General features: G+C 45.6%; 13 protein-coding genes. 6 read left to right on the forward strand and 7 right to left on the reverse strand.

Features of this window, described 5'->3' with window-relative positions:
* Window positions 1-14 precede the first annotated feature (14 nt).
* From H6550_01670 to H6550_01680, 3 genes are all read left to right on the forward strand, one after another.
* The gene (locus H6550_01670; GenBank protein ID MCB9044824.1) at window positions 15-227 is read left to right on the forward strand and encodes a hypothetical protein; all 213 of its coding nucleotides are present in this window, start codon (window positions 15-17) and stop codon (window positions 225-227) included.
* Window positions 228-1,120: 893 nt separating this feature from the next.
* Complete coding sequence (locus H6550_01675; protein MCB9044825.1) at window positions 1,121-2,206, forward strand: mannose-1-phosphate guanylyltransferase; 1,086 nt, start codon at window positions 1,121-1,123, stop codon at window positions 2,204-2,206.
* Between the two features lie 3 nt (window positions 2,207-2,209).
* Window positions 2,210-3,364 (forward strand): aminotransferase class I/II-fold pyridoxal phosphate-dependent enzyme, encoded by a 1,155-nt coding sequence (locus H6550_01680; GenBank protein ID MCB9044826.1) that lies wholly within the window; start codon window positions 2,210-2,212, stop codon window positions 3,362-3,364.
* On the opposite strand, the gene H6550_01685 is transcribed toward H6550_01680, so the two are convergent.
* Window positions 3,359-4,117 (reverse strand): TSUP family transporter, encoded by a 759-nt coding sequence (locus tag H6550_01685; GenBank protein MCB9044827.1) that lies wholly within the window; start codon window positions 4,115-4,117, stop codon window positions 3,359-3,361. The two genes, H6550_01680 and H6550_01685, sit on opposite strands and share 6 nt — an antisense overlap.
* Before the next feature lie 55 nt (window positions 4,118-4,172).
* On the reverse strand, window positions 4,173-5,297 hold the full coding sequence (gene mqnC, locus H6550_01690; protein ID MCB9044828.1) for a dehypoxanthine futalosine cyclase: 1,125 nt from the start codon (window positions 5,295-5,297) through the stop codon (window positions 4,173-4,175).
* Window positions 5,298-5,467: 170 nt separating this feature from the next.
* Here mqnC and H6550_01695 point away from each other — a divergent pair, with 170 nt between their 5' ends.
* Together H6550_01695 and H6550_01700 are read left to right on the forward strand one after the other, a co-directional pair.
* Window positions 5,468-5,980, forward strand: coding sequence for a MerR family transcriptional regulator (locus tag H6550_01695; protein MCB9044829.1), 513 nt, complete (start codon window positions 5,468-5,470; stop codon window positions 5,978-5,980).
* A 2-nt stretch (window positions 5,981-5,982) separates the two neighbouring features.
* Window positions 5,983-6,528 (forward strand): thioredoxin family protein, encoded by a 546-nt coding sequence (locus tag H6550_01700; GenBank protein ID MCB9044830.1) that lies wholly within the window; start codon window positions 5,983-5,985, stop codon window positions 6,526-6,528.
* Between the two features lie 2 nt (window positions 6,529-6,530).
* On the opposite strand, the gene H6550_01705 is transcribed toward H6550_01700, so the two are convergent.
* The 5 genes from H6550_01705 to H6550_01725 all read right to left on the reverse strand — a co-directional run bounded on the left by H6550_01705 (window position 6,531) and on the right by H6550_01725 (window position 12,212).
* Window positions 6,531-7,175, reverse strand: a complete 645-nt coding sequence (locus H6550_01705; GenBank protein MCB9044831.1) for a hypothetical protein — start codon at window positions 7,173-7,175, stop codon at window positions 6,531-6,533.
* Window positions 7,176-7,556: 381 nt separating this feature from the next.
* Window positions 7,557-8,018: a hypothetical protein gene (locus H6550_01710; protein MCB9044832.1), complete on the reverse strand. Its 462-nt coding sequence runs from the start codon at window positions 8,016-8,018 to the stop codon at window positions 7,557-7,559.
* Window positions 8,019-8,047: 29 nt separating this feature from the next.
* Complete coding sequence (locus H6550_01715) at window positions 8,048-8,836, reverse strand: hypothetical protein (protein MCB9044833.1); 789 nt, start codon at window positions 8,834-8,836, stop codon at window positions 8,048-8,050.
* Window positions 8,837-9,082: 246 nt separating this feature from the next.
* Window positions 9,083-9,955, reverse strand: a complete 873-nt coding sequence (locus H6550_01720; GenBank protein ID MCB9044834.1) for a glycosyltransferase family 2 protein — start codon at window positions 9,953-9,955, stop codon at window positions 9,083-9,085.
* Window positions 9,956-9,980: 25 nt separating this feature from the next.
* Window positions 9,981-12,212, reverse strand: a complete 2,232-nt coding sequence (locus H6550_01725) for a patatin-like phospholipase family protein (GenBank protein ID MCB9044835.1) — start codon at window positions 12,210-12,212, stop codon at window positions 9,981-9,983.
* 244 nt (window positions 12,213-12,456) lie between these two features.
* Here H6550_01725 and H6550_01730 point away from each other — a divergent pair, with 244 nt between their 5' ends.
* Window positions 12,457-14,376 (forward strand): hypothetical protein, encoded by a 1,920-nt coding sequence (locus H6550_01730; protein ID MCB9044836.1) that lies wholly within the window; start codon window positions 12,457-12,459, stop codon window positions 14,374-14,376.
* Window positions 14,377-14,386: the final 10 nt, after the last annotated feature.

Below are 14,386 nucleotides of genomic sequence, written 5' to 3' on the forward strand. Positions count from 1 at the left end.
GGTAAAAAACAGATATGTATACGATCAGCACAAAATTAAAAGTTATTCTGGTTCTTGTGGGTGCTCTTTGTTTTTCGGTTACCGTAGCTCTTGCACAGGGACCCGGTTTTGATGAGGATGTAGAAGATGTACCCGTACCGTTTGACGGAGGTGTGACTTTTATTACCGCTTTAGCAGCAGGATATGGCATTAAAAAGATCAGGGAACATAAAGAAAAAACTAAATAACAGGCCTTACGTGTATACTGACAGTTACTAATATAATGAAGCAAATGCAACACATATATACAGAAAAGCATCGTTAAACAACTAATTCAGGTCATTTACTAACTCGGGACAAAATACCATTGATTTATTACGATTTTGTGTTAGTTATCAGGTTTGTTGCTGCAAACCATATCTAAAAAACACAAGTGATGAAACTGAATGCAGTAATACTTATACTCTTTGCAAGCAACCTTATCGTACTGGGCGTAGCGGCCTATTATATTCTACGCATTATATCAGGATACTACGGTTCGTAAGTAAAAGTCTTTTTTGTTATAGTCAATTGCCCTGCTTTAAGCGGGGCTTTTTTGTGTCGGGTATAGACATTTCCGTTTCGCAAGGGGGCTTCGGTATGATAACTCTTAAAAAAGTCTATTTATCCTGTGCACCCGATAACAATGGGAGACGATCCGGGCAATTAAATTTTATAATTATAAATAAATGACGTATATTTGCTATTAATGAAATAACCCTGAGCACATGAAAAGTACACATATGACGAACAGAATTGCTTTCAGTTCCGCCCCGGCGGGACTTTTTTATGAATTGTTAAGTACAACACGTTTACCGTTTTACTTAACATTACTTAACAATCTGAATGCAATTGTCTCTTTATCAATTGTTTACAAAGATCGGATGTTGCTTTCAGTTAAACCTCGGTTTAAATTACTTAACAATTTAGCGTCAGCAACCTTAGTAAGACCAATGAAAAGGCATAATTATAGAATGAATTTGCCTTGTTGCCCCTTTAACATATTAACCTTTTAATCATAATGGAACCCAACGTCAATAAATCCTTAAAAACCCTTTGAAAACATAGTAATATGCTATTTTTACGCCTCTATAGCGAAACGATGAACGAGAAAAACAATTATGTGGCCATTATGGCCGGAGGAATAGGTAGCCGTTTCTGGCCCGTGAGCCGTACCAGCTACCCGAAACAATTTCTGGATCTGCTTGGCACGGGCCGCTCACTGATACAGTGGACCTACCACAGGTTCAAGAATATTGTGCCGCAGGAAAATATATACTTCATTACCAATGAGAGTTATATCAACACCCTGAAGGAGCAGATACCCGAGGTGAGCATGGATAACATCATCAGCGAACCTTCCCGTAAGAATACCAGCCCTTGTGCGGCATACTTTGCCCACAAGATGATGGCCATGAACCCGGATGCCAACATTATCATGTCGCCGGCCGATCACCTGATCATGGACGAGAAGGCTTTTGAGAAAACAGCCAAAGATGCGCTGGAATACGTATCAAATCACGACGCCCTGCTGACGCTCGGCATCAAGCCTACCCGCCCCGATACGGGTTACGGCTATATACAGCACGACCTGCAAGAGGATATCAACAAGGTGTTCAAGGTGAAGACCTTTACCGAAAAACCGTCGCTGGAGCTGGCGCAGACCTTCATCAAAAGCGGCGACTTCCTCTGGAACTCAGGCATATTCGTATGGAATGTAAAGACCATTATGGAAGCGCTGGCCAAACACCAGCCTGAGTTGAATGAGGTGTTCATGCAGGCAGACAGTGTTTATAATACTCCGAAGGAGCATGATGTGATCAGCAGCCTGTATGCACAATGCACCAACATTTCTATCGACTATGGTATAATGGAAAAGGCCAAGAATGTATACGTGATACCTTCTTACTTCGGTTGGTCAGACCTCGGTACATGGGAGTCTGCCTACGAGAATTCTGAAAAAGACTACCTGGGTAACGCTGTGTACGGTAAGAATGTAATGGTGATAGACGCCAGTGAGTGTATGATAAAAGCACCCGATAACAAACTGGTGGTACTGCAAGGCCTGGAAGAGTGTGTGGTGATAGATACGGAGGATGTACTGTTGATATGCCAGCGCAGCCGCGAGCAACAGATAAAAGATTATGTTGCCGAAGTAAAACGCAACAAAGGAGATAAATATTTGTAATAGATGAACCTGCCCGTAAAACATTCAGCAAAAGGAACAACCATCTTCACGGTGATGAGCGCACTGGCTACTGAGCACAACGCCATCAACCTGTCTCAGGGCTTTCCTGATTTCCCGGTAGACGAGAAGCTGGGTGTGCTGTTGGGCGAGTCGGTGCAGAAAGGGTTCAATCAATATGCCCCCATGACAGGGCTGCCCATGCTCAGGGAAGCAATAGCTGCTGATGTGCAGCGTCGTTACAATACCCCGGTTGATGCGAACGATGTGACGGTAACCCCCGGCGCAACTTATGGCATCTACACTGCCTTTACCTCTATCCTGCAAAAAGGCGATGAGGTAATAGTACTGGAGCCTGCATACGACAGTTACATCCCGAACATAGAAACGAATGGCGCGGTAGTGGTTTCTGTTCCGTTATCAGCACCTATGTTCACGGTCGATTGGAACAAGGTAAAAGACGCTATTACGGATAAGACCCGTGCTATAATCATCAATACCCCGCACAACCCCACAGGTGCGGTATGGACCAAAGAAGACTGGGACAGCCTGGCAGAGATACTCCGCGGCACTGATATCATCCTGCTGTCTGACGAAGTGTATGAGCAACTGGTTTTCGATGGCAAACAACATCATAGCGTATTACAGCACGAAGAGTTAAGGCAGCGCAGTTTTGCTATCTACTCTTTCGGTAAAGTATATCATAATACAGGCTGGAAAATGGGCTTCGTTATTGCGCCGCCGCAATTGTCGGCAGCCTTCCGGAGTATCCACCAGTTCCTGGTATTCTCTGTCAATACACCTGCGCAGTATGCACTGGCGCAATACCTGTCGCAACCCGTTTTGCCCGACGTAGCCAATATGATGCAGCGCAAGAGGGATTACTTCCTCGACCTGCTGAAAGACACGCCGTTCAAGGTACACCAACCTGCTGGCGGTAGTTACTTCCAGACGGTAGATTACAGCCGAATCAGCGATATGCCGGATACGGAGTTTGCTAAATGGCTGACAGTAGAACATGGTGTGGCGACGATACCCATAAGTGTTTTCTACAGCAATAAGCAGGACGACAGGATCATACGTTTCTGCTTCGCCAAAAAAGAGGAAACACTCAAAGCCGCGGTAGATAAGCTGTCTGTTATCAAGATGCCCACGTTATAGGTAGTCGGAACTCAGCTTGATGATCAGTGCGATGGAGATAACGATAAAGAATACCCGCACGAATGAGCTGCCCTTCTTGATGGCCATATGCGCCCCGGCATAGTTGCCAGTCATATTGCATAGCGCAACGGGTATGGCAATATGCCACATCACAAAACCTTTGGAGATGAAGAATATCAGCGCTCCGATATTGGCCGTTACATTAATAACCTTTGCATTGGCTGATGCATGCAGAAAATCATACCCGAACAGGATGATAAATGCGAAGACAAGAAAGCTGCCGGTACCCGGCCCTATCAGTCCTTCGTACAAGCCAAGTATACCCCCTGTGGCAATAGCGGAAATATAATACCGCGCCGGTGTAAGCGTCTTTACGGCATGCACCATGCCAAGTTGTTTTTTAAAAACGGTATAAGCCAGCACCAGTACCAATGCCCCGATGATAAAAGGCATGAACTGCTCTTTATGAATGAAGCTGACTAATAGCGCCCCGGCAAATGATGCAATGAAAGAAGAAATAATCGCCGGGCTCAAGTGCCGCCAGTCGATCGTCACCTTTTTGATGTAGCGTACCGCCGCTACGGATGTTCCGGAGAAAGAGGCCATCTTGTTGGTCGCCAGTGTTTGCACCAGTGTAAGTTGTGGCTGAAGGATGAACATGGCGGGAAGCTGTATCATACCGCCACCACCGGCTACGGCATCAACAAAGCCGGCCACGAAAGCAAAAAGGCAAAGTACAGATAGTGCAATCATGAAAAAGCCACTACGTTATCAGCGTAGTGGCTAAAAGTATAAAATCTGTTTTGTATTAATAAGTGATCACCTGCTCTTCTATGGTTTCAGGTATCTCCCTGAACTCATACTGCTGGTTGCGCAATTGAGCCGGGAAGCCCGCCTCGTTAATGGCCTGTTGTATGCCTTTGTAAGTAAAGCGATGCGGAGCACCTGCAGCGCTCACCACGTTCTCTTCTATCATGATGGAACCAAAGTCGTTGGCACCGGCGTGCAGGCATAGCTGGGCCACTTCTTTACCCACAGTCAGCCAGGAAGCCTGTATGTTTTTCACGTTTGGCAGCATGATGCGGCTCATGGCTATCATGCGCACGTATTCTTCTCCTGTTGTCAGGTTCTTGGTGCCGCGTATGCGTTTCAGCATGGTATCCACATCCTGGAAAGTCCATGGTATGAAAGCGATAAAGCCTTTGGCGCTTTCGGGCTTCATGGCCTGTACCTCGCGTATCTTCACCAGGTGCTCAAAGCGTTCTTCTATCGTCTCCACGTGGCCGAACATCATCGTGGCGCTGGTGGTCAGCCCTACCTTATGTGCTTCGTGCATAATGTCGAGCCATTCCTGCGCGCCGCACTTCCCTTTAGATATCAGCCTGCGTACCCTGTCGTTCAGTATCTCTGCTCCCGGACCGGGCATGCTGTCCATACCGGATTCTTTCAGTGCTGTTAGCGCCTCGTTATATGTCACGCCCGAAACCTTGCATATATGCGCTACCTCGGGCGGGCCCAGTGCGTGCAGTTTCAGGTCGGGGTATAGTTCTTTCAGTTGTTTGAAGAGGGTGGTATAATAATCCAGTCCCAGCTCCGGGTGGTGGCCGCCCTGAAGCAGCAGTTGCTCACCGCCGTATTTAAAGGTCTCGTCTATCTTCTCCTTATAGGTCTCTATATCTGTAATGTAAGACTCGGGGTGGCCGGGTATGCGGTAAAAGTTGCAGAACTTGCAATTGGCGATACACACGTTGGTGGTGTTCATGTTGCGGTCTATGATCCATGTTACTTTGCCATGCGGCACCTGTATCTTGCGCAGTTCGTTCGCCACAAACATCAGCTCTGCAAGCGGGGCGTTGTTGAAAAGGAATACTCCTTCTTCCATACTCAACGATTCAAACTTCAACGCCTTACTGTATAATTCTGATAAATTCATCTTGTCAAATTGTATTGGCCGGTACCTGCAAAATTAACCTAAAAAACCCGCCCACGCATACAAATATCCGATAGCTGTATATGGCATGCTGATGTTGAAAAAATATGTATACGTCCCTCTTTTTACATGGGGTGCGTTTTGATGATGGTATTTTTGCTATTTTCGTATCAATGAGTACACATATCCTCACATTATTTGGCGAAGAGATAGTTCCTGAACAGCTGAACGCTGTAGGCAGGAAGAAGGCTACGCCCAAAAAGAAGAAGGAGGAAAAACCCAAAGCGGAGAAAGAATCAATTGCCATTGACGAAACAGAGGAAGCAGCAGTAGCGGAAGAACCGAAGCAGGAGATACTGGTAGATTGGGAAGGAGATAAAAAGTATTACTCAATAGGAGAAGTGGCCAAACTGTTCGACGTGCGGACCTCCAACATCCGGTACTGGACCAAAGAGTTTGCGCTGAAAGTACGCACCACCCGCAAAGGCGACAGGCTGTACACGCCGGAGCAAATAAAGGAGATACGCACCATATATCACCTGGTGAAACACAGGGGCTTTACAATTAACGGCGCCAAGGCGAAACTCAAAGAGAGCAAAAAAGTATCAGTTGACTCCGTAGACCTGAAAGACTCGCTGCTGCAACTGCGCAACAAGCTGGTGCAACTGAAAAACAGCATTAAGTAACGATGAAATACCTGCTGCTGATATTCGCCCTTATTGCCTCCACTCAACTCACTGCGCAGGAAAAGTATAAGAAATTCACAGACAAAGACACAAAGCAATTGATATACCAGGGACAAGTAACATTCAACGACCTTGCTACAGAACCTGATTTTGTATGGTACAAAGCAGGCATAAAAGGCTACCAGCCTAATAAAGATGTAGTATCCGAGCTGGCTGCTGCTCTGAAACAATACAATATAAAGCCGGTCGTATTCATGGGTACCTGGTGCGACGATACGCATATACTGTTGCCCAAGTTCTACAATGTGCTGCAGGCCTGCAACTACCCTGCATCGAAAGTGACCATGTATGCGCTGGATATGGAGAAGAAAGGTAAGGACGGCGAAGAGCTGAAGTATCATGTAACAAGGGTGCCGACTTTCATACTGCTGGACGGGCAGAAAGAGATAGGCAGGATAACCGAAACCGTAGACGAGAGCATGGAGACGGATATGCTTCGTATCATCTTAGACTACGTGGCCAACGATATGGAAGAGCCCGAAGAATAACATCACTTCCTGTCCACATTGCCCAGCCGGTACATTACGCAAAGCATAGCCTGCTCAGGCAGTAAGAAACCTTCTGCGCCAAACCCCGGCTGATAAGTAAGTAAAGAACTACCCATATGGTCATTCCTTTTGTAATAGCCCGACTGAAACCCGACCCTTATGATAAAGTGCCTGCCTGCCCGGAAATCGGCACCCACAGCCACGGCGCCACCATGCACTATCCCCGATTCATGCCTGTTGATAACAGAATATGCGCCGGTTGTATAATTGTATGAGTCTTGCGTACCCCGCTCGTCATACTGCGAGCCTATGTACAGTAACTGTATCCATGGCAATGGTATGCGCTTGTCGGGGCGAAACAACCTTGCCTTAAAGCCTATCTTCCAGTACGCCCCGTGTTGCGATTCCAGGTTCACATCGTCCTTCACCTTTATCCACCCGCGTACCGGGCGAAAAGTATAACCCGTGGCGGCAAAAGCACCTACATACTTATTGAAATAGTATTCGCCCTGTAGCTCAGGCGTTCCGCTGACCAGCGTGGCCAGGTTCAGCCCCAAGTTCACGCGCGAAGGAATAGTATCCATCTTTTGCGCACGCATGGCAAAAGAGATAATGATGAATGACAGGCAAAGGAATAGTTGTTTCATACAAGTAAAAAAACAAATATTATGCCATTGTGTAGTGGAACCGGATGTTCATAATTTAATAACACAGCAGCCACTTACAAGGATGGTAAACATCGTTCCGCCAGTACCTCATTAGGAGGTCTCTGCTTCGCGGGTTGTTCTGTCTGCAGTCATTCTACCTTTACAGCAGCAAGGTTAGGAGCTATGTTACACCATCCTGTAGTTGTTATAGCTAAAGTAGAGGCCGATTTTTTTTGTCGGCGAATTGTATGTGGCGCTCTTTGAATGGACACCCCTGCCGCATTGTATTTGGTGCATCTGTCAAGAAAATAACATTTCGGCATAATAATATCAGGTTGTTAGAAAAGTAAAAAAGGCATGGAGAAATTCCATGCCTTTTTGTTAATTGTTATTATCATCTACGAATTCTAAAAATTCATTTCTCTTTAAGAGGTAATAAAATATAGAATTCTTTTTATCGAACAGGTATTCAAGAATAACCCATGCTACAATAAACCAGGAGAAATACTCAATAAGGAGATAATTTTTATAGTATGCACCGATAAGAATTGTGATAGATGCAGCTATGAGGCGAAATACTACCAGCAGCCATTTATAGCCTTCCATTAAATAAGGCGAGCGCAATCTTAACTTAGCCTGTGCATTTTCGGCTACAGTAAAATGATATTCGCTGCTGGTAAAAAAATCTACTTTTGCCTTTATTGAATGTTTGCCCGCTTGCACAAGTATATTCTTTGTTTCCCCGGCATGAATAGTTCCATTTTTTCCACCATCAATTTCGATAGTAATGTCGCGAAATCGTGAAGCAAACTGATTTTCTCTTTTTATAGAAAGACTTGACATAACCTGTAGTTTATTTTTAGCTGACAATATTACCATGACATAGCAACGGCACCTGAAAATATTGCGCCCATGCACACAGCACCAGGACCTGCACCAACACCGCCAAGTACAGCACCTGCACATGCACCTGCACAAACACCTGCTGCATCGGCACCGATAAATGCCCCCCACAGAGACATAGCCTGTGGCTCATTGCTGATATCTACCCATTTATCGTAATTATTGGTATTACTCCAATATGCGTAACTGCCCTGCGCTACACCGATGATGTTTGCAAAAGCTTCAACCTGGTCGTCTGTTAATGAATTATCAGCAATAGCGTCGTCCAGCATATCATCTGTTTGAGATACAAAGTCTTGCGGCTCGTTTGTTACCAGTGCATTGAGCGAATTACAATAGTCAATAAAGGCTGTTCCGCTTTCGCCCAGGTTATCAATATTTGATTCAGCATATGTAACCATGTTTTGAGAAGTACCGTACCAATTTGATATTAATGCGGTCAAACTGCTCCAGTCGCCGCTGTTGATCTGGTATCCGTGTGTATTGAAATAGGATTGTGCTGATGATAACATTGCGTTGAAGTTGTTCAGATTATCATCAGTACCTATGCTCTGGTTGTCAAACTGGGTATACATATACTCCAGGTAGTCGTTGTGTGTGTTAGCTGCTGTACTCTTAACGTTATGATAATAATTGCTGGTTTCCCTTAAAGGCGGGTTAGGATTGTTCGCGGATATGTTTTTCTCCTGTTTCTTACATGCAAAAAGTACAGATACCATAAATGCCATAATGGCAATTGCTAAAGATTGTGATTTCATTTGTATAAAGTTTTTCAGTTTTTACCTACTCTGTTTTCCGCTTTTCAGTTTACGCGTACAAGTCATTTCATTAATTTTGGGCACCCTGAATGAACTGCGATACAAACTTGGGGATAATGTAAGTCACTATTACCCCTGTATCGTAGGTTAAAAATATTTTTTTAGCATGGGGGAAAACCATCTTTTTTAATTGCCCGAAACTTAAAAAAGTTGTAAGGCAATATGGTAGAAGGGGGTTGGCAATTTTTACACTATCCTGTAGTTCTTGTAGCTGAAGTTGAGACCAAGTTTTTTATCGGCGAATTGTTTGAGGCGCTCTTTGAGTGACATGCGGTTGAAAGAGATGTCGTAATCGAAGGCCCAGTTGCTGCGGCTGATACGGTCTTGCATAACAGCAGGGTGAGTGCCCGTGAATTTTTTCACGGCGTCTATATCCGCTGTATAGTCAAAGGCTTCGGCCTTTACTACGTTCTTCTCTACCCATTCATCGTCGTGCCACAGCTTATGAAATATCTCCTGCTTGCGCTGCATGGTACGGGGGTCTTTCACCCAGCCGTAATGGTATATATAGGCATCCAGCAGTTTTACGTTCAGCTTCTCATCATTGCCCTTGCGAAAACCCTGTGCGTCGCGATAGGAAAATATACTGTTGTTCTTGCGCACTATGCGTATCTCATAAGGGTACCAGCGGGTAGAGGTGCCAACATAATCGTATGAGCCGTAAAAGTGTTCATAATGAAACAGCAGGCCGTCAACATTCTTATCGTCCTTCCATCTCTCCATACCTGCTCTTATAGTGTCCAGGTATTTTTCATGCACTATTTCATCGCCCTGTATGTAGAAACACCAGTCGGTATCATCACTTACGGCTGCATAAGCTTTATCGGTCTCTACCGCCAACACACGCCCACCTGTGCGCAGGGAGTCGTCCCACTCTGTCTCAATGATCCTTATTTTGGCGGGGTCTATCATTTGTATCATCGCCAGAGTGCCGTCCGTTGATTTGCCTACTGCGATCACGAATTCGTCGCAAAGGGGCAGTATGGAGCGTATGGCCTCCTCAATGGGGTAGTCGTACGTAATAGCATTCCTGATAAATGTGAAACCGGTAACCTTCATCCGGGCGTAAAAGTACTAAAGCTGTTTATTCCTGCCCCAGTAGTGTGATCAATTTTTGTATCTCGCGCTGGTTTTCCGTCTTGTAAATGCTTTGCAACAGGTCTTCCTGTTCTTTGGCAGTGACATGAAAATTAAGTGCCGCCACCTTCTTGCCATCCTCTGGGATGTATTGCAGGGTAATATATTCCAGCCTGTCGCCGAAGTACTCTTTCAGGTAGTCTTTGGTGTAGCCCTGGCTGTATGACTGGAAAGGTTCCCACTTGTTCTGTATCGCAAATAGCGGGTCGGCCAGCATTTTGCCGAGCGTGTTCATGTCTGACGGTGGAAATATCTCGAACTGGCGGGTGTCCCGTATCTGCAGCATCACTACCTTGCCAACATTCTGTATGATCCAGTTGCGCATGGTATGCAGGTATCGATTAGACAATTCGATACCGAAATTGTCGCGCAAACCTGCATCCATAATGTTCATCATCGGTTCTGACGGGAGCCGTACTACCGGCAGTATATAAGGGAAGGTGGCTGTCATGCGCAGAGCTGTGGCCAGCCTCAGGTTGTAGGGGTTCTGCTTATGAAATAATGTTGCCAGGTCTACGCCATCAATAGCGGGGGAGGCGGTATAGCGCACATCGTATTCAGACTGTGTGAGGTAACCTACCGGCTGCGCGCACATCATGAGCCTGCGCCCGTCGTTAATGACCGTACCATTGATTATGGCCATGGGTATGAGCCCCTCCAGTTCCTTCTGTTTGAAATCGCCGAGCTTTTTATCCAGTATTCCCTCGGTGTTACGTATCATTTCCTGCTCCATGGCATAACCGCGGTCTTTGGTGTAGGAATAGCCTGCCAATGATATCTTGTTGAAGGGGGAGATCATATCTACACTGGCCAGTGAAAATATGATTGAGTTGAGCAGGTCTTTGGCAATATTTTCCTGATATTGTTTTCTGTAAGGGTTGTCGATGTTCCCTTCGCGGTAGCTGTCATGCAGGCCACGCCAGTATTCAGCTCCCATCATACCACCTGAAGCACCTGTCATCATTACAGTATGGCTGAAGAGTTTGCCATCTGCTAGGCTGTCGGCATATTGCAATGAACGGAATGTCCAGAAAGCAGCCCGCGAACCGCCACCGCTTACAGAGAGTATTACCAGCGTGGGCTTATGGCCCATGGCTATCCTGCTTTTCCAGTTGTCCAGCCTGTGCAGTTCTGCCTGTTTTTCCCGCTCATAACGTTCTTTGCTGAACACGGCTTGCAGGTTTTTATAGTTATAGGCCGGTATGTCTGTCTTTTCTGTTTTGTAATTCAGCCCGTAGGCAATGCTACGCAGGTCTACCACTCGTTCTTTTACCAGGAAGGCGAACAGGGAAATAAATATAGCCCAGCCCAGTATCTCCCAACTGCGGAGGAAATATTTTACCGAACCTACCAGTCCCATTACAACGGCAAACAACAGCAGAAAGCTGGCAGCAGCAGGCACCCTGAGCTGCGGATGCTCGCTGAAGAGCCCGAGCAACAACAACAACAATATAGCGAAAATGGTAGCCGTGGTAGCATTGCGGCTGTGCTTCCTCAATACGGTATTGAGCAGACGCGGGTGATAATGATCCAGCTCGGAGAACTTGTGTATACCCAACCTGCCTGTGAGGTAAGTATCTGCTTTGATGAGGTCTATTTCATAGTCCAGGCTATCGTAAGGCACCAGTTTGCGTATGCGCGCAGGATTAGTGATGCGGCCTACCACCACTTTCAGCAGGTCGCGCCCGACGCGGAAGAAGTAGGCAAATGATATGATAATGACAAAAGAAAAACCCAGGTAAAAACCCAGTTGCAACCTGACCAGCTGGTATATGGCCACCTTTTCGTGCACCAGCTGGAAACGGATACTTGTTATAGTGTAGAATATCAGATATATAAGCGGCAGCAAAGAGTTGTTGAGGCAGTATTTAATAAACGCGAACCTGATAGCACCAATGTAAGGTATACGTGTATGGTTGATAATAAACGTAGTGATATGCCAAGCCATGACAAATACAGCCATAGCACCTCCCAGCAGGAACATACTGCGAAAGTTGGTCTTGCCCAGGTATTCAGGCGAAAGGAATAGTGATGACGCGCCGAACACAGATGCAAAGTGGCCGGTGATGACCAGCACTAATAAGATCCAGAAAACGAGAAAGAGCTGGTACTTACGAAAATGCAGCAAAAACAACTGTACGGGCAAGAAACGGAATATGCCTTTGAGTATTTTTTTCATCTGCTGTATTTTCTCCTTAAAAGTTACGGAAAATTCCCCGCATTATCACCTGCCCGCCTTTGTTTTACAATTATGTGAAAGGTAACAGCGTTTAAGTATGAACGAAAAAAAGTGTATGTTTATTTTTCAGTTATCAACAGATAAGCATTCTGCATATATTGTTAAATAACCCTTATGAGGGGATACCTGCGACAGCATATAGTCAGGGTTTTAATGTAGGTTTGCAAGAGTCAGAAACATATTAATGCGCAGATACCGTTTTATCATATTTATTGTATTGCTGCTGGGTAGTATCCAGGCATTAGCCCAAACAGAGGAAAAAGAAAAGAATCCCCGCATATTGATATTGCTGGACGGCTCATCGAGTATGCTGCACGAATGGACTGCCGATAACATTCGTTTTGAGGCCGCAGCCAAAATAGTAGACCGCCTGATGGACAGCGTGTATGCCGTGAACAAAGATGTGGAGTTTGCACTACGCGTATACGGCCATACACAACCCACCTCTAAGAACAACTGTTATGATACCCGGCTGGAGGTAATGTTCAGTAAGGACAACTATACGCAGATGATGCTGAGGCTGGCGGCTCTACACCCGCTGGGGATATCGCCTATAGCTTACTCGCTGGAGCAGGCAGCCGAGAATGACATGCTGAACCTGAAAGACAACAAGTACAGCCTGATACTGATAACAGACGGTGGAGAAAGCTGTGACGGAGATATATGCAGCGTAGTAGAGAAACTGCTGAAAAAGAAGATCGACTTCAAACCTTATATCCTGAGCCTGGTAGACTATGCACCGCTGCGCTCGCAATACGCCTGCCTGGGAGACTACCTGCTGGTGACCAAACCGGAAGATATAGAACCTGTTGTGGGTAAAATAGTAGAGTCGTACAGGCACACTTTTATCCAGCCCGTAGCTGTGGCCAAGCTGATAGAAACAGCCCGGAAGGCCCCAAGCGTGCTGAAAGTGACCACGCCGGAATTCAAGGTGACCATACCTAAAGATAAACCCGAACCGGAGCCTGTAAAGAAAGAACCGGTAGTAATAAAAAAGCCTGTGCCCAAACCCGAACACCCAAAAGATACCGTAGTACATACTCCACCACCACCTCCGGCACCCAAACCGGAGCCAAAAAAACAATCGAACATTGTGGTGAACGAGATAGTGGAAAGGCCTAAGGATAAACTAGCTGTAGTTTCGCCCACCAGGCAAAGAATATTGCCCGTAGCCTATTTCTCCCGTTCATTTGCCGTGCTGAAAGTGCCGGAGGTAACATTACCTGTTATTGAGTTTGAACCGGAAAAACCCAAAGAGCCGGTATACAAACCTATGCCTACAGCCAACGCAAACAAAACGACTGCAACAACACCGACAAAACCCTCTTTTAAATCGGCAGAGTATACTGTATCAAGAGAAGAAGCAAAAGAGTCTACCCTGGAAATATTCTTTTGGGATGGCAGAGGTAAATATTACGAAACCGCTCCTGAAGTGGTTTTGCGTGATATGAAAACCAATGCCATCATACACAAATTTCAACGTACGGTGGATGTATATGGCAACCCTCAACCACAAAAAGGCGTACCAGTGGGTACTTACAACCTGACTGTAACAGGGAAAGATGGATTTGTGGTGTCTAATATCGAGGTTCGTGCCAATGAGAAAAACAAATACAAGATCATTGTTCCTGATGGTTCATTAGGTTTTACCTACAATGCCAACCCCAGCAGGCCTGTAACCGAGTTTGCTGCTAAAGTCAACATTGCATTAAGGAGAGGACTGGAGAACAGGCAATTGTGTACAGAGCTTGTACCTTATCCACCGGATAACTACCACGTTATTGTGAATACCAATCCGATCAAACATTTTAACGTTGATCTGGATTTTGGCGTTACTGTTTACCTGAGCCTGGAAGAACCCGGACAGATAAGGGTACTGAACCCCAAAGCTTATAAAGTAGAATTTCAATACCAGCATGGAGACAGGTACGAATCATTTACGCCAATAGAAGTTAAAGGTACAGCCTACCAGCAGGAATTCCTGATACAGCCAGGCAGATATAAAATAGCCTATATCGCTGACCCGCTGGTGCCTAATCCTAAACCCAAGATCAAGGATTTTATTATCAAGAGCAATACGATAACAGAAATAACCCTGGACTAATACCATGCAG

It is taken from the genome of Chitinophagales bacterium (assembly GCA_020636495.1).
In the GTDB taxonomy this organism is placed as follows: Bacteria; Bacteroidota; Bacteroidia; order Chitinophagales; family Chitinophagaceae; genus UBA5543.